Consider the following 19,889-nt stretch of genomic DNA (forward strand, 5'->3'; position numbering starts at 1 on the left):
TACTTTCGGTTATTACTTAAACAATCCAATAGATAAAAATATCAGCACAAACACCGGCACTGTTGCTAATCAGGAGTTAAACGTTGAAACGTATTTATCTAGCAGGACCAGAAGTATTTTTAAGTGACGCCGTCTCTATCGGCGACCAAAAGAAGAAGATTTGTGAAGCTTATGGCTTCGAGGGTATTTTCCCGCTCGACAATATTCTAGAGTTGAATGAACCTAGCCCGCAGCAAAATGGCTTGAAGATTGGCCGTGCTAATGAAGAGTTAATTGAAAGCTGTGATGTGGTGATTGCCAACATGACCCCTTTCAGAGGCGCAAGCTGCGATGTGGGCACAGCCTATGAGATGGGCTTTGGTAAAGCGCTAGGTAAAACAGTACTTGCCTACAGCAACAATTCAGATCTTTTCTTAAAACGAAACCTAGACCAATTGCCAAACGCAAAACAAGTAGACGACCAAACCTATGTAGATGGCATCGGCATGACGCTAGAAAACTTTGGTTTAGTAGACAACCTAATGCTCGATAATGCAGTGTCAGGCCCAATCGAACTAGAAAACGTCACCATGTTTTATGACCAAACGGATGTATACCGTAACCTGCGTGCGTTTATCCGTTGCCTCGAACAGCTAAAAAGTGACGTTAAGGCAGCATAAACTGCAACCCTAGTAGACTGACTATGATTCTCCCGGCATCCTCACAATGTTGGGAGGATTTCTATTAGCGATAAGGTACTAACGATAAGATATTAACGATAAGGAAGAAATATGAGCGAGACTTGCATGATGTCTCTGACCAGAGACGAAGTAGCGGAGCGCAAAGACTATGATGCAATCAAAGCATCCTTCGATGATTTATGGTATTCGATTAACTCAAACGAAGACGCAGGTGTTAGCATCTGTACCAGTGAAGGGACTTGTCTTTTTGTAGATAGAGAACACCAGCTGTACAACATCAAGCTAGGCGTTGATCAGAATGAAGAGTACCTATCATGCAGAGTGAATCAGGCTGGCCTTGAAGAGGTTGAGAGATTTCTCCATGCCTATTGCACGTATAGCAAAAGCCAATTGATTCAGTTAATCAAAGAACGCAATTCAGAAGGTAATTCAGAAAGCGAACTGTAATCATCGATTGGAATACTGATAGCCCTCCCCTCCTAAACTATTCTGTTCAAAATCATTCAAATAACACTCGACCCTATCGATTTCACGGGCTAAAAAGCTAACCTCCCACACGAGAGGTTAGTGAACTAAAAGCAAAGGCAGTTCAGTTAAGGGAAATCTAAAAATTGCTTGTATCTCAGAACTCACCACACGCTCTATCTTAGCTCTTACTCCGAAAATCAGCGTATTCCAAATATCACTTAAATGGACAACCAATCTTATGAGTAACATTATTCTAGAAAGTGGAGAGAGCGCTAAATAAGCGCTTATAACTAAATGATGCGTGGGTAGGAAGAGTAAGCCAAGTGACGTTGTATCTTAATTATTGTAAATTGGGTCCTCCCACACATCTTTAAGCTGAGCCTCTATCTTGAGTTTATTTAGCTCCGCTTTTAACCGCTTAATTTCTAAATCATACAATCGGTTACAGTTTAAACGTTCTTGCTTCTTACCAAGCGGTATCACCAATTGAACGTAAACACCGCTATCGTCGCTATCGGTTCGGTTATTGATCGATTTATACTGTTCAGAACTTTGAGTGTCGTATTTATCGTCTGTTACCGTTGTGTACATACCCGTTTGCAAATACATTTCTGGCGTAATGCTCGCTTCACAAGTAGTACCGTCTGCTGTAGATATTCTATCGTATCCTGTTGGAACATTAGCACTTGGTATGTAAAACGAGGCAAAAGCTAGCTTTGTAATTGTAAGCGAGAGTATGGATACAATAATTTTACTGATGTGCATATACGAGTCCGTATTTTCACTTTTGAGGTTGGCAAAGAAACGCTGCAAACTTCAAATGTTTCTTTTCTATCTCTCTCTACAGGAAAAATGATTGATTTTACTTTCTGTTTCGAGCTTCTAATTAGAAATTTATCTCCTGAAACAACGCCATCGACATAAATTTGGAAATACTGGTCGAACGAAGAGTCATTGCCTACCGTTATATCAATTGATGTGTTCTCACTGTAAACAATTTTTTTAACAGTCATCGGGCCTTGAAAGTGAGCAAGCGTATTAAAAGAACACATACAAACTAACAATATTGAGTATTGAGCTATTTTTGACATGTTATCGTAACCCCCATTTCTAATTTACCACTACCGAGCTGTGACCTTGGTACATTGTTAAAGTTGGCATACACCTCAGCGTCGAGCCTCCGACGTTTCCTTAACGGATATAACTCGTTGTGTGCCAATTGCGCATCCAGATAACCTCCTCCAGCTTTAAGTACAAATAGGCTTTGAGAATTAAGTACTTTAGACCAAGTATCTGCGCTCACCTTTCGATTATTAACGGTAAGTGAATCAACATCTAAAGAAATGAAATAACCGCGACCAAAACTATTTACTGTGAACCTTGCTGGATCGTTATGTGATAAGCCATCAAGACTAATTTCTCCACGCTTATCATAAACTATTAAGCTGCAATAATTTTTGCGATTAGAATCTCTAAAGACTAACTGAGCTAAACTAGTATTATTAAGGTACACAAGTAAATCACTCGTATGGATCTGAGAATTATTTTGAAATAATCTGACGACAAAAGTCTTAGACTCTTCACCTTTCAAACTAAACCGGCTTCGATAATAAGTATTAAGCCTAAATTTCTCTGCTCCACTAGGTAATTGACCGTTAGCTGATACCTGATAAGCGATGGCATTACTCCAAATACTTAACAGTTTTAGCTCTAATTCCACTTTAACGTTAGATAGATTTGTAACTTTGATCGGAACCCCAGTGCTAAAATCATCTCTATTAGGATTAGGTTTATTCCAACTTCGCTTATTCTCTAGCACTCCCCTAGCTGCGTAGCACAATCTGATTTTCACTTGGTGCTTAGAGGATAAATCCCTTGTTGTTTTATCTATGCACTGCATGTCATTAGAAGCATTGGTGGTGCCCGTTAGTAAAATCCACACCAATGCAATTGCTAATATACGCGACATATTAGAAGAGAAAATTGAGCTTAGGTGCATGTCAAAGTTGCTACAGCAGTTATCGAATGATCCCCTGCTGCAATATCAGAATAATTCGCATCGACTGTGGTTGAGAACTCGATTTTCCCATTATTTGTCGTATCTTGTTCTACGTTTTGCGTAATCTCAGTGCCGGCCTTGTTGTATAGCTTTATTTTTGCAAGTGCTAATACGGAGTTGTCACTTTGATTTTTCAAAGTTGTTGCCGTAACGTTCAGTTTATATTTGAGTGTCCCTGAACCTTTATTGGTATATGGAAAAAGTACTAAATGCTTTGTCGCATCGTCAACGGTAGTATCTGTGAACTTTATTTGGTTACTCGTGGTTGTTGTTTGACTTCCACTTTTAAAGCCACATACTTCAGGAATCGTTGTAGTAAAGGTTAAATCTCCGCTGGTACTTTGATCATTCAATAGAGCAACAGCTGAATATGTATTACACGAAATTAGTGCTGTTGTTATAAAAATCATATGGCTAGTTTTACTTTTCATTTATTATACCCTAGTTGAAATTATAGACATATTGTCTAAATATGAATTTAGTTGGAATTTGTTAACTGGCTTAGGTATATCTTTTTTTGCTATAGTGACTGGGTACGTTTTTGGTATATCCAAATAATAGCCTTGGAAAAAATCAGCACCATACTGTTCAGCCACGTTATAGTTTTCAATATTTTCAATTCCTTCGAAAATAACGGTTATTCCTTGTAAGCTTGTAATTGCATTTAGCTCTGCCAGTAAATTATCTTCTTGTGGTTGATTCATACCAAACTCAACCAACATGTCTCTACTTACTTTTATGTAGTTTGGTTGTACAACAGCCATTCGGCTATACCCTGACCACCCAGTACCAAAATCATCTAGGGCAAAAGATATTCCAATACTCTTGAGATATTCCGTACCTTTATGAAGACTTTCGATATCTGATATTGGGCAATAGTCTTCTACAATCTCTACTACAATCTGTTTTAAATCGACATTTTCTTCTTTAATCAATGGGAGATACAACTTGGCAAGGTCGTCACCTACCGAAAAGTATTTAAAAAAGCATGGCGTTAAATTTAGGAACAACTTAACGTCTCTACTATAAATGTTTGAATTTCTAAAATTACGTAGATGCATAATGTTCAGATAAAACTTAAATCTAAATTCTGCCTTTTCACCAAAACCTTCTAGAATCTTAAAAAATCGCTTGATGTTGACGCGTTCACCTTGCATTTCAATACGGCAAAGCGCTTCATATCCAAAGACTGTTTTATCGCTTCGGCTTATCGACTGAAATACACTGTGAACTTTAAACCCAAGAACTGTCATTTCATATCGACTGTTATCTGTGTTCCACTCGACCATAGAATAATTCCCAACTGTATTAGTTTTTGTCCAACAATATCTTCATAGAAGCTACTAATATTGTTTCTGCTTCTTCTAATTCCATACGCTGCACAAACACCAATTCAGCGCTAATTAAGTCATTGATATGAGATACTAATGTTTCTCGATCGCTCTTCGTGATTTGTTTGCTCTGTAAAGCCAATAAGCGAATCAACAAGCTAATGGCATCAAGTTCTTTAGACTCTACACAAGCCACCTGCCGATATTCCTCAATGTAATCATGTAACTGCACTACACATTTTTTAGAAATGGTTCTCATCCAAACTCCCACAAGCTTTGTTGATTATCCCTCTAACAATTCAACTCCTATCCGTGAAGTACGTCCCAATAATACGCACCAAATTTATAAATCTCATCACATAAAAGTAACGAAAAACACACTAAACCTACATGCCACACATTTTTCAAACGAACTTGATTTTAGATAGCCAAAGCCATAAAAAAAAATAGAATCGACAACAAATGGGTTAGCGTAATAAAAAGAAAATAATTAATTTTTGAGAAATAGAATGAATGATAATAATTCACTAGTAATTAATGACGAGTTACATATCAACCTAAGTGATCGCTCGGTCATGAACATGGAAAATAAAACCTTAATCAAACTAAGGCCAAAACCTTTTCGTGTCTTACTTTATCTTCATTACCACAATGGCCACTGTATTAGTAAGGATGAACTCTTTAATGAATGCTGGAATGGAGCTGTTGTATCCGATCAGTCATTAACGAATACAATAAGCACACTAAGAAAAGCACTTAATACCATTGGGATAAACAGCATAAAACTGACGACAGTAAGCAAAGCCGGATACCTACTAGAGAATGTAACGGTCGAAGTACCAGTGGGTACTATTAATGCTTTAAGTACAGAGGTTACAGAATCTGAAGAAGATGTCGACGTTGAATTATTCCCACCTCTGAAAAAAGAAAAAGGCAAAGAACTCCCTACAAAAAGTAATGATAAACTGGTTTATCTGAAAAAATTAATGATGTTGATGCTAGCAATTACGTCCTTATCTTTAATAAGGGGTTGCTATAACACAAATAACATTAACAAGAACATGAATCAGCGCCTGGTGTCTACCGAAAGTATCTCATACAACCTTGTAGATCATACGGGTGTATTAGATCTTGAGAATATTGAAGGGATAATACGATTAAACTCGTACAAAAATTGTAAAGCGCGCCATATTGATATCACAGTAACTAAAAATGATGATGGCGTCTTCGAAACAGACTTCTCAATCATCTACAAAAATAAAGCTCATAATTACTTACACTCTTACAAAGTAAGAAATGACAATTCAGAAGTGAGAATAATACAGATCTCCAAGATACTCAGTTTATGTAAACTTTCTTTTTAACAAATAAGTCAATAGTGCGTCATCCATTGTATTGGCACGTTAATTCGATTGTCATTAGCGTATTACATCAATTGGTGTAATTTTCGTTATCTATTTGTTTGAACAAAACCTGAATAACTCAGTTAGAGTGCGCTCAGCTTGAACACAGAGCTTAAATAAACAAATTCAAGAGACTAAACATGAAAAAAACGCTAATCACGCTAGCTGCACTATTGCTTACAACGACAATGGCAACAACGGTTAATGCTGCGGACTACTTAACCACAAGCGATACAGCCCCAACAGGCAAAGACAATACGCTGACTTTATACTATGAGACGACTTTCAACCTTGTTGGCAACAGCCTGTCTGTGGGAGACTACTTGCCTTCGGTTACCTTGATGACGAACCAAAATCAACCATACGACACCACAGCGAAAACGGACAAAGTTCGTATTTTTAGCGTGCTGGCGTCTGTTGATACGCCGGTATGTAACCAACAGGCACAAGATCTTTCGAACTTCGTCGAAGCAAACCCTGAACTCACCAAGAATATTGAATTTATTGGTTTGAGCGCAGACACAACGTTCGCTCTAGATCGATTCAAGAAAGAGAAAAGTATTACCGACAAATTAACTTTGCTTTCAGATGCAAAAGACCACGCATTTGGATTTGAGTCAGGTACGCAAATCAACGAGCTAGGCTTACTAGCTCGTAGCACTTTCGTTGTCGACAAAAACAACAAAATTGTTCATATTCAACGTGTTCCGGAGCTGACGATGATTCCAGATCTGAACAAGGCTGTTGAAGTCGCGAAAGAGTACTTCTAACTCAATAATCAAGGCCTCTGTGCAATTACTATAAGCATAACAGGCACAAAAAAGCCGAATGTGACAATCACATTCGGCTTTTAAATTTACGAATTAGCGCTTACAGCTTGAAGCGGCTGATTTCGCTTTCTAGCTCGTGAGACAGTTCAGACAGTTGAGCAGCTTGCTCTGCAGCTTGGTGTGCTTCGTCAGCTAGCTCGTTAGACACGTCGCGGATTCCTTCAGTGTTACGAGTAATCTCAGACGTTACAGACGCTTGCTCTTCTGCAGCAGAAGCGATCTGTGTTGCCATGTCGCTGATGCGTTCAACAGCTGCATGAATTTGCGTTAGGCTCGCTGCTGCTGAGTTAGCGTCATCAACACTGGTTTCAGCAAGCGTACGGCTATCATTCATGATGTTAACCGCTTTACCTGTCGTGCCTTGCAGCAATTCGATCGTCTGTTGAATTTCTTGAGTTGAACCGTGTGTACGTTGGCTCAGAACACGAACTTCATCAGCAACAACCGCGAAACCACGACCTTGCTCACCCGCACGTGCTGCTTCAATCGCCGCGTTAAGTGCAAGTAGGTTAGTTTGTTCAGCGATACCTTGAATGTTCGACAGGATAGCGTTGATGCTATTACCGTGCTCTTCAAGTTCTAGAATCACGTTTGTTGCGATTTGAACTTCTTGAGCAAGGTTTTGGATTGAGCTTTGAGTCTGTGTCACTTGACCAGTACCGTGCTCACACGCACCAACCGCTTCAGATGAGTTCTGAGCTGTGTGGTCAGCGTTACCTGCGATTTCTTGTGTTGCCGCAGCCATTTCGTTAACAGCTGTCGCTACCATGTTGATTTCGTCTTGTTGCATCTGGATGCGAGCACTACGTTCTTCCGCTTGAGAAGCTGTTTGGCGCGCTTGGTTGCCCAATGCAGCAGACACTTCGCTTAGCTTGATAACCATAGTGTGCATGTTGCCCACGAAACGGTTGAAGTTTTGTGCAAGCTGACCAATCTCGTCATCGCTCTTAGGCTCAAGACGTTGAGTAAGGTCACCTTCACCTGATGCAATCTCTTCAAGTGCAGCAGAAACACGGTTTAGGTCGCGGAATAGGAAGCTCACTAACCAAGAAACCAATACGATCACGATAAGCGTAATCACAACAGCGGTCATGATCAGCTGAGTAAGCAATGTTGAGTGGTTTGCTTCTTCAGTCGCACGGTCCATCTGAACCGCGAAGATCCAGTTAGTGTTTGGTACTTGCGTGAAGTAAAGCAGCTTCTCAGCGCCGCGCTCTTTAATGATCTCGATGCTACCAGTACGCACTGCGTTCTCGATGATAGGCATAGAGATGTCGTTTGAAAGCTGGCTTACTGGCTTCAAGCTTAGAGCTGAATCTGGGTGCGCTAGGAACGTGCCGTCAGACGCATCAATTAGCATTGCGTAAGCGTTGTCACCCACATCTAGGCTGATAACGTCGTTAACGAGTTGGTCGATAAGTACGTCTGCACCCACTACACCAACCAATTGACCATTGTAACGAACCGGTTCTGCAATCGTTACTAGAAGTGCTTTCGTGATCGCATCTTGGTAAGCCGTAGTAATGATTTGCTTACCTGCAGCGTTTGCTTCTTGGTACCAAGGACGTTGACGAGGATCGTAACCTGCACGGTTACGTTCAGGATGTGAACGGTACATTCCGCCTTCTGGAGTACCTAAAAAGATATCGTCAAAGCCACCCGCTACACGAGCTTGCTTAAGGAAAGGAACAACATCATGCTCTCGTGAAAAGTCATTGAATGCTGAAGCGATATCCGTACGAATATCAATCCAGTTCTTAATACCTTCAGATGCTGCTTCTGATACGCTTTCAGCTCGTAGGTAGACGCCATTACGAGTCTGTTCAAATAACTGGTTTGCTGATAACCAAGTCAACGCTGTAGCCATAACGACAACAGCAGATAGGCTAGCACCTATTAACTTCTGTTTTAGTGTTAGTTTCATGTCAAAGTTCACGAGTGGTGGGAAATCCCGCGCATACTACCCAATATCAGTATTAAATTCGAGCGATTTCACAATTTAATAATGGAATATATTTTTATGTAAACCATAACCTTAGCATATGCCAATTAGTTGTCATGTCGCCAAATTCAAGGCGCTATTATGTGTATGGTTATTAGGAAATATGTCAGATCTAATACGGTAAAATAGGTGTGGAAATAGGTATAAAATCTAGATAGAAAATAAATGCAAAAAAGGCAGGTGAGTCTCCTCACCTGCCTTCTTATTATCTGTCGTTCGACCGCATATTCAACACGGTCGAATCGAGCTTTATGAGCTAGCGTTTCTCTGTACGCATACCCATTAGCAAGCTTACACACATCAACAATAGAATGATGGTGAACGGCAAGGCTGTCGAGATAGCACCCGCTTGCAGAGCTTGTACTGCTTCTGTACCGCCAACCCACAATAGAGCTACAGCGATCGCACCTTCAAGGAACGCCCAGAACACACGTTGAGGCACTGGCGTATCCACTTTACCACCAGCAGTGATGCTGTCGATAACAAGAGAGCCTGAGTCAGACGATGTAATGAAGAATACTAGAACCAATACAACCGCAATGATTGATAGCAGCGTACCAAACGGTAGAGCATCAAACATTTGGAACATCGCTAGTGATACATCAGTCAAACCTTCTTGACCAAGGATACCAACGTTATTCACGATTTGGTCAATCGCCATGCCGCCAAATACTGACATCCAAATGATAGTGACAGTAGTTGGAACGATCAGAACCGCTGTGATGAATTCACGAACCGTACGACCTTTAGATACACGAGCGATGAACATACCTACGAATGGTGACCATGAAATCCACCAAGCCCAGTAGAATACCGTCCAACCGTGCAACCAAGCTTGGTCTTCACGACCATGGGGGTTACTCAGTGGAATGATGTTCTCGATGTATGCCATCAATGTTGTTGGGATTGAACCTAGCGTTACTGCGTAGCCGATCAGTGCAACCAAGATAAGCAGTAGGAAAGCCACCAACATGTTGATGTTACTGATAACCTTAACGCCGCCGTCAATACCACGAAGTACCGAAACGACCGCCAGCAATGTCACTACAGTAATAACGATAACTTGCAGCCCTAAACCAGCTTCAAGACCGAATACGTGTTGAATACCACTCGCGGCTTGCTGCGCACCTAAGCCTAGCGACGTCGCCAAACCAAACAGAGTTGCAAGAACGGCAAGAATATCAACGATGTGACCAGCCCAGCCCCACGCTCTATCACCTAAAATTGGGTAGAAGATAGAACGAATCGAAAGCGGTAATCCCTTGTTGTAAGAGAAGAAAGCCAGTGAAAGCGCTACAACACCATAAATAGCCCAAGGGTGAAGACCCCAGTGATACATAGTTGCACCGAGTGCCAGTTTTGCTGCTTCTGGTGTATTTGGCTCTACGCCAAGTGGCGTTTCAAACCAACCCGTGTAGTAAGCCGCTGGCTCTGCCACACTCCAGAACATTAGGCCGATACCCATACCTGCTGCAAACAGCATCGATAGCCAAGACATGAAAGAGTAATCTGCCGTTGCATCAACACCACCAAGGCGGATTTTACCGAACGGAGAAACAATCAAGCCTAAGCAGAAGAGTACGAAAATGTTGCCTGACCAGATGAACAGCCAATCAAATGAATTGATGATTTGACCTTTAACGCCATCCAGTGCCGCCTTTGCGGATGCAGTATCAGTAACCAGAACACCAATCAAAAACAGAGTAATTAAACCTGCACTTATGCCAAATACTGGGTTATGAACATCAAAACCCCATTTTTGAACATTGTCCTGACCAACAGTGTAATCGGTACTGTCGATACTGTATTTATCTATACCTTTAGTCATTATCCCTCTCTACGGAATACTAATAGGGTCTGATGACCGAGTATCCCTTACTTACCTGTGACCTAATCACAAACTTGAACCTACGATCCAAGCAGAACAAGCGTGCTGTCACAATAATTCAAATACTTGGATGTCTGAAGTTTAGCAGGTTAACTTATTGTTTTCAGTAAACCTGAATCGGTTCGATGGGTTTTCATCCAATATTCACGTAATTACTCAAATTACTGGCGAAAAAAAGGTCGAACGAGTCGACCATTGTTTCAATAATACTTTCAGCTCAAAGCACTTTGCTGATTAACCAATTGATTTTCGGTTCGTAAACCAAGCAATAAGCTTAGGCACATAAGCAATAATATGAATGCAAATGGCAGCGCCATAGAGACGGTTCCGGCTTGCAGTGCTTGGATAGATTCCGTACCACCAACCCACAATAGAACCGCAGCAATTGCACCGCCCATCAACGCCCAAAATACACGTTGTGGCACTGGCGCATCGACTTTACCGCCCGAGGTGATGCTATCGATAACAAGTGAGCCAGAATCTGATGAGGTGATAAAGAACACCATGATCAAACCAATCGATACCACAGAAAGCACAGAACTCATCGGCAAGGCATCGTAAGTATGGAACAGAGAAAGGGTAATATCTTGCAGGCCATTCATGCCAATCTCACCCACCTTGTTCGCCACTTGATCAATCGCGATGCCACCGAAAATAGCCATCCAGATGATGATCACAGTGGTCGGGATGAACAGTACAGCCACGATGAATTCACGGATCGTACGACCTTTAGAGATACGAGCGATGAACATACCTACGAACGGAGACCAAGACATCCACCATGCCCAGTAGAATACCGTCCAACCTTGCATCCAAGTTTCATCGTCACGGCCATGTGGATTACTTAGAGGAATAAAGTTATCAATGTAACCCATCAGTGCTGTTGGGATGGCTTTAATGCCCGCCATGCCACCCGCAATGGTTACGAAGATAAGCAGACCCAAAGCCACCAACATGTTGACGTTACTTAGAACCTTTACACCACCGTTGATGCCACGAACCACTGACATTGTTGCTAAAAAAGTGACCACTGCGATAACAATCAACTGCATGCCAATACCACCATCGGTACCGAATACATGGTTAATACCACTGGTTGCTTGTTGCGCACCCAAACCTAACGATGTCGCAAGGCCGAACAAGGTTGCCAGTACTGCCACGATATCAACGATATGACCAAACCAACCCCAAGTTCTGTCACCCAAGATAGGATAGAAAATCGAGCGAATTGAAAGAGGCAGACCTTTATTGAAAGTGAAAAAGGCAAGAGCTAGAGCAACAACCGCGTAGATAGACCAGCCGTGTAAACCCCAGTTGTAGATGGTTGCACCCAGTGCCAACTTAGCCGCTTCTGGCGAGTAAGCTTCAACACCTAAAGGCGTTTCATACCAGCCCGTGAAATAAGCCACTGGCTCAGCCACACCCCAGAACATCAAACCAATACCCATTCCCGCGGCGAATAACATCGACATCCAAGATAGGTTGGAGTGCTCTGCTTTGGCATCATTGCCACCAATACGTATCTTGCCATACGGGGAGACAATGAGGGCAAAACAGAAAATAACAAAGATGTTGGCTGCCCACATGAAGAAACCATCGAAGTTACCAATGACTTTCCATTTTATTCCATCAAGAGCCGCTTTTGCGGTTTCCGGATCTGCGACTAGAAGTGCAATCAGGAAGATAATGATCGCCCCTGCACTGATTCCAAATACTGGGTTATGAACATCAAAACCCCATTTCTGAACGTTATCTTGTCCTACTGTATAATCGGTATTTTCAATACTATACCTATCTTTTACAGGCTCCATGCTTCCTCTCTAATTTGCAGCGCACAGTTTGCAACATTGCATTCGGCGCTTAAATTTCGAAAAGAAGAATATCAACCTGTCGCAAAAATACTAAAAAAACCTCCATAAAGGAGGCCTAAATTACACATTTAGTAATTAAATTACACATTTAATGTAATTTAGCGTAAGATCAGTCCACAAGCCCGGAGCTGACCGCGTACTTAGCGAGCTCAGCTGTAGAGTGAATGTCGAGCTTATGCTTAATATTTTGTCGATGGGTTTCTACCGTTCGATAGCTGATATTCAGTGCCTTCGCGACCTCTTTGCTACTCTCCCCTTTCGCGACTAATTTCAATACTGCTTCTTCACGTCTACTCAATGGATTCTTCACAGATTGCGTCGGGGTAATTGGCTGAGTAAACAAATTCTGCGTCACTTTTTCACAGAAATAGGTCGAGCCTTGATTGACCGTTTTGATTGCCTGCACCATTTTTTCAGCCGAAATCTCTTTCAACATATAGCCGACCGCACCCGACTGCATCACCTTCATGATGTATTCACGGTTGTTATGCATGGTCAGCATCAGCACTTTCGCTTCTGGGTCTTCTTCTTTAATCAGGTGGGTCGCGTCAATGCCATTCATGATAGGCATACTAATATCCATTAACACCACATCAGGGCGCAGCGTTTTCACTATCTCGACGGCTTCTAGCCCATTACTGGCCGTGCCGATCACGCTAATATCTGGCTCAAGTTCCAATCTCGCCATAAAGCCATCCATTACCACTTGGTGATCATCAGCGATCACAACTCGAATAACTTCACTCATTCACTAATCCTTCTAGTGTCAGTAACACTGTAATTTCCGTTCCGAAGCCAATTTCACTCATCAGTTCAAAGTCACCACCAATGAACTCCACTCGCTCTCTCATATTACGCAGACCGATCCCTCGTTTTTCCATCGCTTTATAGGTGTTGAAACCGACACCGTTATCTTGAATCAGTAACTGCAGCACATTACCAATTTGCTGCGCAATGACCGTTACCTTGGTCGCTTGTGCGTGTTTCTCTATGTTATTCAGTGATTCTTGTACCACTCGATAGAGGGTCGTCGCCGCCTCTGATTTCAACTTGCCCGGTTGCGTAGCAAACATCGTCTCGACTTCTATGCCTGAGTGCGCCTGAAAATCTAACAGCAATGAAGACAATGCCGCCTCTAGACCAATATCATCCAATGAACTTGGGCGAAGTTGGTGCGAGATGTGCCTCACCTCTTCAATGGCTCGCATCAGTGAATGCTGTGATTTATTCAGATGCGCTTTTAAGTCTTCACTCTGTAACTTATTACCAAGTAGCTCCAAGTGGCAACGACTCGACACTAATAATTGGTTAATACCATCATGTAACTCACGCGCTAGGTGTTTCTTCTCGTCTTCTTGGAACATCACAGTCTTATGTGCCAGTTCTTTTAGATTGTTATCGGCAATGCGATGTTCATGCATGTTGATGGCTAAGGTAAGCACGATAATAACCGCGACTGTCACGCTCAGAATCACCACAATAGAAAAGAACGTGGTTTCAATATTCTTGTTGATCTCGGCCTGCATCGAAGCCACTTCTTGATGCACATCTTCGATATACAAACCGGTGCCAATCATCCAGTCCCAGCGTTCTAACCAAGCGGCGTAACTCAACTTAGACACCACCTCACCCGTTGATGGCTTTTGCCATAAATACTGGTGAAAACCTCCACCGGTTTGCGCCTCTCTTAGCAGCGCTTCTATCAGAAAGTCGCCATCTTCGTCTTGCAGTTCGAGTAGGTTTTGACCAATCAATTCAGGTTGAATTGGGTGAACTAAATTGGTTCCGTGGCGATCGTAGGCGAAGAAATACCCGTCTGATCCATATCTAAGTTTAGACAATATGGCTCGAACTTCCGTTTTGGCTTGGGCTTCTTGGATGTCAGGGTCGTTATAGATGTGCTCAATGGCATCGAATGCGAGGTCTACAGTGTCCTTTAAGGCGTTTTCACGCGACTTGATTAAGCTGTCTCTGAAGATCTCGACCTCTTTCGCACCTAACGTTTTGGTTTGGTGTAACGAGATCCAACTAATGCTCGCCGTTACCAGTAGCAACGGGAGTAGCGTCAGCAAAATCAGCTTGGCTTTTAGAGGCATTCCTTTTCCTCACTAAAAACGGCCTATTGAACATCAATAAGCCGTTTTATTTTAGCAATTTATAGATAGCCGTTGAAACATATCATTCACATTCTTGGCGTCACTCACATTCCATAGAACGCAGGAAATGCGAGAAGTGATCCAAGTACGAGGATTTGAATCAGAATGAATGGCATCACTCCGCGGTAGATGTCTTTCGTAGTTACGCCTTTTGGTGCCACACCTTTTAGGTAGAACAAGCTGAAACCAAATGGCGGCGTCAGGAATGAGGTTTGTAGGTTCATCGCAATCAGGATAGCGAACCATGTCATGTTGATGCCCATTAGCTCAGCAACTGGCGCAATGATTGGTACGATGATGAAACAGATCTCTACAAAGTCGATAAAGAAACCCAGAATCAAAATCACTAACATAGTGATGATCAGGAATCCCCATTTCTCACCCGGAAGCTGTAGCATCCACTCTTCAACCAGATAGTCACCACCGGTATAAGTAAACGCCATCGAGAATGCGGTTGCACCCAGCAAGATAGCAAACACCATCGCCGTTACTTTCACCGTCTCTTTCGACGCTTCATACACCATCGACCAACTAAATTGACCATACAGCAGTGCCAATACCATCGCACCCGCGCCACCTAATGCCGCAGACTCTGTTGGCGTTGCCACACCCGCAAAGATTGAACCCAACACGACAATGATTAACGCAAGAGGCGGAAGAATCGCTTTAAGTGCGTCTAATACTTCTTGCTTGCGGCTGATTGAATCGTCTCGCTCAATCGGTTGAGCCGCTTCAGGGTGTAGCTTGGCGTATATCAAGATGTAGAGAATGTACGCACCGACTAACATCACACCCGGCCAGATCGCTGCTTGGAACAAGTCTCCTACTGGCACACCTAATACATCACCTAATAAGATCAATACGATGGATGGCGGGATGATCTGCCCTAACGTACCAGACGCACAAATAGTGCCGCACGCTAGGCCTTTGTCGTAGTTGTACTTAAGCATTACTGGTAAAGAGATTAGTCCCATTGCAACAACAGAAGCACCAACCACACCAGTAGAAGCCGCAAGCAGTGAACCTACTAATACGGTTGAAATCGCGATACCACCACGAACGCCTCCGAACAGTCGTCCCATAGACTCAAGTAACTGCTCAGCAAGCTTGGTCTTTTGTAGAACAAGTCCCATGAAAACAAACAATGGAACGGCCATCAGCACCGTGTTTTCCATAATGGATTGAATTCGATATGGCATGAAGGCAAACATTTCAATGCCCTCAGCCCAAACACCAAAGATTAACGCGATACCACCAAAGGTGAACGCCACTGGGAAGCCAAGTAAAAGCGCAAACAAGGCTACGAAAAACATTACTATTCCAATCATGTTCAGCCTCTACTTGTTGTTTGTATGAATATTGTTTGCATGCGTGTTATTTGCATGAATAAGGTGCGGATTAAAAATCTTGTTCAGTGAATGTAAGATCAAACCTACGCCACTGAGTGCCATTAAGAAGAATGACAGCGGGATCATGGCTTTGATGATCCAGCGATACGGCAGACCACCGGGATCGCCTGAGGTTTCACCCAGTTCATAGCTCTCTTTGGCAACATCGATACCAAACCAAGCCACCAGCAGGCAAAACGGAAGTAGGAAGATTAGCGTGCCAAGCAGATCAATAATGGCTTGCGCCTTGAAGCTCAGTTGCTCGTAGAACACGTCAACTCGAACATGACCACCCGCTTTGATGGCATAAGGAACACCAAGTAGGAAAACGGCTGAGAAAAGGTGCCATTCCATCTCTTGGAAGGCGATAGAGACATCGTTGAAGGCATATCTCATGACAACGTCATACACGACGTTGGCGATAAGTAAAATAAACAACATACTGGAAAGCCATCCCAGTGCGTCACCGATACGATTAAACAGGCGTTCAATATAAATTAGACTTCGCATTCCCGACTCCATGGAATTTGAAAAGACATCGCGCAGCTGAGGTAACGAGCTGTAGGACGTAGAAAAGGTTCTTGAGCGTAATACAGGATTTATCCTGCTTAGTTATTATGGTTTAAATGAACCCGCCACTTACTCACTCTTAGTTGCCTAACATGGAAAGCTTTGGGTTCATTTAGATTCAGTTCAACAACTGTCGATTATTTCGCTTGGCTATTTAGGTAAGCTCTGTGGGAAATATCCGTCCATGAACGTACTTGCTCTAGGTAGTTTGCTTGTGAAGCTTGAATCTCTTTTGCCAGCTCATCTTTCTCAGCATGTGCAGCAAGTAGGCGATCGTTCGCTTCCTTCAAAGCAGACATAACCTCTGGCGGGAAATCTTTCACTTGTACATCAGGGTATTCTGTCTTCATTGAAACCCAGTTCTTACCACTTTCGTGCGTTGCTTGTGTGTACATGTCGTAAGCTGCTGTACGCATTGCAACACGCAAGATTTCTTGTAGGTCTTCAGGCAGCTTGTTCCATGTGCGCTTGTTCACTAGGAATTGAAGCTCTGAACCCGGCTCGTGCCAACCTGTGTAGTAGTAAGGTGCGATTTTATGGAAGCCCATTCGTAAATCCAGTGATGGACCTACCCACTCGAGTGCATCAATCGTGCGACGCTCTAGAGATGTGTAAAGTTCACCTGGGGCAATGTTCGTTGGTTTCGCGCCTAGCTCAGCAAGAATCTCGCCGGCAAAGCCTGGGATTCGCATTTTCAGACCTTGTAGATCTTCAACACTGTTGATCTCTTTTTGAAACCAACCACCCATTTGGATATCTGTGTTACCACCTGGGAACGACATCAAGTTGTGTGGAGAGTAAACCTGCTCCATCAACTCCATACCACCACCGTGATAGAACCACGCGTATTGTTCTGCTGGCGTCATACCGAAAGGCATAGAAGTGAAGTAAAGAGTGTTTGGAACTTTACCTTTCCAGTAGTAAGAGCCTGAGTGACCCATGTCGTATTGACCAGACTTAACCATGTCAAAAACGCCAAGAGGTGCTTTGTGTTTGTTTGCTGAATCGATTCTGATTTGAAGTCGACCATTCGACATCTTCTCAGCCATCGCTGCCATGTTCTTAGTTGCATCACCGAAAACTGGGAAGTTTGGTCCCCACGTTTCTGCAAGCTTTAAACGGTAAACCTTATCAGCGGCTGTAGCACCAGTAGCAACCAAAGCTAAACAAGCCGCAGCGGTTACTGCAACGTTCTTAAAAACTCGTGTGAGGGAGTTAGAAATGAGACTCATGTTCACGTCCTTTGTTGGGTTAACACTCTTTCTATGAGCATTTTTTATGATTCAACATAAGAGTGCACCGTGATGAGGCAACAAGATATCAGGGAGAGCACGCACGCATGGCGTGAGCAAAGTTACGTATTAGACCAAAGGATTAAGTAGAACTACGTAGGAGATGATTGAATAGCGTCGATTTTAAAGGAGTTTGGATATTCACCAAGGCAATGCGTATTGATAAATACCTAAGTAGTTATAATGAACCGCTATTAACAATTGATTCCCATTTCGTGATGAAGCTCTATCCATTGCTGCATTTTAGGGAAAGTCACCCGCGCTTTTTAGTTAGCCGCCCTACTTTAGGGCTCGCTGATGAGAAGCAAAGCTAGGAATTAGGGATAGCAAGTTAGGCGGTCGCTTGAAATGGGAGTAACCAGTAAATGAGAATAAGCGGTAAATGAGAATAAGCGGTAAATGAAGTTTATGGCAGATACAAAAAAGCCTCGATAATCGAGGCTTAAAAACTTAACGAAGCGAATGTAATCCCACAGGATTAGATAGCTTTGTAGATAACCTTGTTACCTGCTAGCTGCTCTTTCGCTACTAGGTTTTCTTCAAGAAGTTTTTTCAATGCGCCTGTTGCCCATGAAGCTGCTTTCGCGTCTTCTTGACCAGCTTCTAGGCCGATACCTTTAGGGTTAATGCCTTCAGCATTGCTAACAACGATGTCTAGAACTTGTTGTTGCTTAGGAGTCAGTGCTACTGCAACTTCTTTAGTTGCTGCTACTGTTTTCTCTACCGCTGGTTTTGCTGCTACAGTTTTTTCTGCTACAACTTTCTCTGCGACAGGCTTCGCTTTTTTCGGCGTTGCCACTGCTTTAACTACAGCCGCTTTAGTGCGTTTCTGCAGTTTAGCCTGCACCTTACGCTTATGAGCAAGTCTCATTGAATATTTCTCCAGTTCACTGCTCTTTTCGCAGTGGTGAAAATTTGAAGCGCGATTTATACCAAAAAACAGGAGCTATTTGTAGAGTGAAGCGTCGAAAGTCGACGAAAAATACCGATATTGTCTACTAGCGTCTATTATTTAAACATCGACTTATCAATTCAGGGTCATATACACTGGTTATCCATCCAGACAAAAATATGAAAACTTGGTGTTGCCTATGGACACTCGTCATCTTACTAATTTCTCTTTGCCTTCATTCACTCGCTCGTACCGTATCCTAGCCGTTATTCTAGGCTTCATTTGCTTAATCGTTGCACTGTATAGCGACAACCCAAAGTTACTGATCGTTGGTGCTTTTTGCAGTATTACCCTTCTGGGAACTGGCTATTATTTGATGCTGCGCAGCCGAGTGATGTTCACGCTGACTCCGACTCATTTTCAGCAACATTTCTATAAAGGCGGCTGGGTTTTGAAATGGAGCAACATCGAAACAATCGGCCTGTGTACTTACGAACAAGATGGCTGGCACCAACCTTTGCCTTGGGTCGGAATTAAGGTCAAAGACTATTCGCCCTACCTCGATTCAATCTGCCCTAAGATCACCTGTGAATTGCTGCTCAGCCAACGTGCACTTTTGTACTTGGGAGCGAAGCAAGCGGGTAAAGAGTCGAACTTTGAAGACATGGTTTTAGACTCATCGCACTACCACACGCGTTGTACCGAAAACGGCTGTGTTGAATTAAGCCAATATAAAGAATCAAAGAATACCGACGACGTGCATTTCAACGCTCAACAAACGCAATTGGATACGGACTCCTCCGATGAAGTAAATAATCAAAATGCGGTGATCAAGGACTATTCAGGATTACAGGCGATGCTTGCCAACAGAATGAAGTATCAAAGAGGCTTCCACGGTTATGACATTTTCATATCAACTCATGATTTGAATATTAGTGGAGAAGAGTTTGTTGGTTTGGCTCGACGCTACTTGGCAGCATCCGAGCGCCTTTCTGATTAAAAAAATCGGTTTAAAAGTAAACTCACACCCAATAAAAAAGCTTAGCTTTCATAAGAAAG

General features: G+C 42.7%; 19 protein-coding genes. 5 read left to right on the top strand and 14 right to left on the bottom strand.

Features of this window, described 5'->3' with window-relative positions:
• Positions 1 to 83 precede the first annotated feature (83 nt).
• Positions 84 to 659, top strand: coding sequence for a nucleoside 2-deoxyribosyltransferase (locus FLM53_RS01700; RefSeq protein ID WP_176680979.1), 576 nt, complete (start codon positions 84 to 86; stop codon positions 657 to 659).
• Between the two features lie 111 nt (positions 660 to 770).
• On the top strand, positions 771 to 1,127 hold the full coding sequence (locus FLM53_RS01705) for a hypothetical protein (RefSeq protein WP_176680978.1): 357 nt from the start codon (positions 771 to 773) through the stop codon (positions 1,125 to 1,127).
• A 357-nt stretch (positions 1,128 to 1,484) separates the two neighbouring features.
• On the opposite strand, the gene FLM53_RS01710 is transcribed toward FLM53_RS01705, so the two are convergent.
• From FLM53_RS01710 to FLM53_RS01730, 5 genes are all read right to left on the bottom strand, one after another.
• The gene (locus tag FLM53_RS01710) at positions 1,485 to 1,913 is read right to left on the bottom strand and encodes a hypothetical protein (RefSeq protein WP_176680977.1); all 429 of its coding nucleotides are present in this window, start codon (positions 1,911 to 1,913) and stop codon (positions 1,485 to 1,487) included.
• Positions 1,914 to 2,226: 313 nt separating this feature from the next.
• Entirely contained in the window at positions 2,227 to 3,147 is a 921-nt protein-coding gene (locus tag FLM53_RS01715) for a hypothetical protein (RefSeq protein WP_176680976.1), read from the bottom strand.
• Positions 3,138 to 3,638, bottom strand: a complete 501-nt coding sequence (locus FLM53_RS01720) for a hypothetical protein (protein WP_176680975.1) — start codon at positions 3,636 to 3,638, stop codon at positions 3,138 to 3,140. Before FLM53_RS01720 ends, FLM53_RS01715 begins: the two co-directional genes overlap by 10 nt.
• A gap of 3 nt (positions 3,639 to 3,641) precedes the next feature.
• Positions 3,642 to 4,496, bottom strand: coding sequence for an EAL domain-containing protein (locus FLM53_RS01725; protein WP_176680974.1), 855 nt, complete (start codon positions 4,494 to 4,496; stop codon positions 3,642 to 3,644).
• A gap of 19 nt (positions 4,497 to 4,515) precedes the next feature.
• Entirely contained in the window at positions 4,516 to 4,797 is a 282-nt protein-coding gene (locus tag FLM53_RS01730) for a hypothetical protein (protein ID WP_176680973.1), read from the bottom strand.
• A 250-nt stretch (positions 4,798 to 5,047) separates the two neighbouring features.
• Between FLM53_RS01730 and FLM53_RS01735 the strand changes: the two genes are divergently transcribed.
• Positions 5,048 to 5,902, top strand: a complete 855-nt coding sequence (locus tag FLM53_RS01735; RefSeq protein WP_176680972.1) for a winged helix-turn-helix domain-containing protein — start codon at positions 5,048 to 5,050, stop codon at positions 5,900 to 5,902.
• Positions 5,903 to 6,081: 179 nt separating this feature from the next.
• Entirely contained in the window at positions 6,082 to 6,711 is a 630-nt protein-coding gene (locus FLM53_RS01740; protein ID WP_176680971.1) for a redoxin family protein, read from the top strand.
• A gap of 100 nt (positions 6,712 to 6,811) precedes the next feature.
• Here FLM53_RS01740 and FLM53_RS01745 read toward each other — a convergent pair whose 3' ends face one another.
• The 9 genes from FLM53_RS01745 to FLM53_RS01785 all read right to left on the bottom strand — a co-directional run bounded on the left by FLM53_RS01745 (position 6,812) and on the right by FLM53_RS01785 (position 18,809).
• Positions 6,812 to 8,695, bottom strand: a complete 1,884-nt coding sequence (locus FLM53_RS01745) for a methyl-accepting chemotaxis protein (protein WP_176680970.1) — start codon at positions 8,693 to 8,695, stop codon at positions 6,812 to 6,814.
• Between the two features lie 334 nt (positions 8,696 to 9,029).
• Positions 9,030 to 10,601, bottom strand: coding sequence for a BCCT family transporter (locus FLM53_RS01750; protein WP_176680969.1), 1,572 nt, complete (start codon positions 10,599 to 10,601; stop codon positions 9,030 to 9,032).
• Positions 10,602 to 10,873: 272 nt separating this feature from the next.
• Positions 10,874 to 12,472 carry a BCCT family transporter gene (locus FLM53_RS01755; protein WP_176680968.1) on the bottom strand — a complete coding sequence of 533 codons (1,599 nt, stop codon included), beginning with the start codon at positions 12,470 to 12,472 and terminating at the stop codon, positions 10,874 to 10,876.
• Positions 12,473 to 12,641: 169 nt separating this feature from the next.
• Entirely contained in the window at positions 12,642 to 13,280 is a 639-nt protein-coding gene (locus tag FLM53_RS01760; protein WP_176680967.1) for a response regulator transcription factor, read from the bottom strand.
• The gene (locus FLM53_RS01765; protein ID WP_048659562.1) at positions 13,273 to 14,628 is read right to left on the bottom strand and encodes a cache domain-containing protein; all 1,356 of its coding nucleotides are present in this window, start codon (positions 14,626 to 14,628) and stop codon (positions 13,273 to 13,275) included. The genes FLM53_RS01760 and FLM53_RS01765 overlap by 8 nt, the downstream gene beginning before the upstream one ends.
• Positions 14,629 to 14,732: 104 nt before the next feature.
• Entirely contained in the window at positions 14,733 to 16,016 is a 1,284-nt protein-coding gene (locus FLM53_RS01770) for a TRAP transporter large permease subunit (RefSeq protein WP_048669258.1), read from the bottom strand.
• Positions 16,017 to 16,025: 9 nt separating this feature from the next.
• A complete protein-coding gene (locus tag FLM53_RS01775; RefSeq protein ID WP_176680966.1) occupies positions 16,026 to 16,598 on the bottom strand; it encodes a TRAP transporter small permease subunit in 573 nt (190 codons plus the stop codon).
• 185 nt (positions 16,599 to 16,783) lie between these two features.
• Positions 16,784 to 17,878: a TRAP transporter substrate-binding protein gene (locus tag FLM53_RS01780; RefSeq protein WP_017631192.1), complete on the bottom strand. Its 1,095-nt coding sequence runs from the start codon at positions 17,876 to 17,878 to the stop codon at positions 16,784 to 16,786.
• A 538-nt stretch (positions 17,879 to 18,416) separates the two neighbouring features.
• Positions 18,417 to 18,809 carry a hypothetical protein gene (locus FLM53_RS01785; RefSeq protein ID WP_048664741.1) on the bottom strand — a complete coding sequence of 131 codons (393 nt, stop codon included), beginning with the start codon at positions 18,807 to 18,809 and terminating at the stop codon, positions 18,417 to 18,419.
• A gap of 220 nt (positions 18,810 to 19,029) precedes the next feature.
• On the opposite strand from FLM53_RS01785, the gene FLM53_RS01790 reads away from it, so the two are divergent.
• Positions 19,030 to 19,830 carry a DUF2982 domain-containing protein gene (locus FLM53_RS01790; RefSeq protein WP_176680965.1) on the top strand — a complete coding sequence of 267 codons (801 nt, stop codon included), beginning with the start codon at positions 19,030 to 19,032 and terminating at the stop codon, positions 19,828 to 19,830.
• Positions 19,831 to 19,889 lie beyond the last annotated feature (59 nt).

It is taken from the genome of Vibrio sp. Scap24, assembly GCF_013394185.1.
GTDB classification, from domain to species: Bacteria; Pseudomonadota; Gammaproteobacteria; order Enterobacterales; family Vibrionaceae; genus Vibrio; species Vibrio pomeroyi.

Coding starts and splice junctions, on each gene's coding strand:
- FLM53_RS01705 (WP_176680978.1), top strand. CDS start 771: ATGAGCGAGACTTGCATGATGTCTCTGACCAGAGACGAAGTAGCGGAG.
- FLM53_RS01710 (WP_176680977.1), bottom strand. CDS start 1,913: ATGCACATCAGTAAAATTATTGTATCCATACTCTCGCTTACAATTACA.
- FLM53_RS01715 (WP_176680976.1), bottom strand. CDS start 3,147: ATGCACCTAAGCTCAATTTTCTCTTCTAATATGTCGCGTATATTAGCA.
- FLM53_RS01720 (WP_176680975.1), bottom strand. CDS start 3,638: ATGAAAAGTAAAACTAGCCATATGATTTTTATAACAACAGCACTAATT.
- FLM53_RS01725 (WP_176680974.1), bottom strand. CDS start 4,496: ATGGTCGAGTGGAACACAGATAACAGTCGATATGAAATGACAGTTCTT.
- FLM53_RS01730 (WP_176680973.1), bottom strand. CDS start 4,797: ATGAGAACCATTTCTAAAAAATGTGTAGTGCAGTTACATGATTACATT.
- FLM53_RS01735 (WP_176680972.1), top strand. CDS start 5,048: ATGAATGATAATAATTCACTAGTAATTAATGACGAGTTACATATCAAC.
- FLM53_RS01740 (WP_176680971.1), top strand. CDS start 6,082: ATGAAAAAAACGCTAATCACGCTAGCTGCACTATTGCTTACAACGACA.
- FLM53_RS01745 (WP_176680970.1), bottom strand. CDS start 8,695: ATGAAACTAACACTAAAACAGAAGTTAATAGGTGCTAGCCTATCTGCT.
- FLM53_RS01750 (WP_176680969.1), bottom strand. CDS start 10,601: ATGACTAAAGGTATAGATAAATACAGTATCGACAGTACCGATTACACT.
- FLM53_RS01755 (WP_176680968.1), bottom strand. CDS start 12,472: ATGGAGCCTGTAAAAGATAGGTATAGTATTGAAAATACCGATTATACA.
- FLM53_RS01760 (WP_176680967.1), bottom strand. CDS start 13,280: ATGAGTGAAGTTATTCGAGTTGTGATCGCTGATGATCACCAAGTGGTA.
- FLM53_RS01765 (WP_048659562.1), bottom strand. CDS start 14,628: ATGCCTCTAAAAGCCAAGCTGATTTTGCTGACGCTACTCCCGTTGCTA.
- FLM53_RS01770 (WP_048669258.1), bottom strand. CDS start 16,016: ATGATTGGAATAGTAATGTTTTTCGTAGCCTTGTTTGCGCTTTTACTT.
- FLM53_RS01775 (WP_176680966.1), bottom strand. CDS start 16,598: ATGGAGTCGGGAATGCGAAGTCTAATTTATATTGAACGCCTGTTTAAT.
- FLM53_RS01780 (WP_017631192.1), bottom strand. CDS start 17,878: ATGAGTCTCATTTCTAACTCCCTCACACGAGTTTTTAAGAACGTTGCA.
- FLM53_RS01785 (WP_048664741.1), bottom strand. CDS start 18,809: ATGAGACTTGCTCATAAGCGTAAGGTGCAGGCTAAACTGCAGAAACGC.
- FLM53_RS01790 (WP_176680965.1), top strand. CDS start 19,030: ATGGACACTCGTCATCTTACTAATTTCTCTTTGCCTTCATTCACTCGC.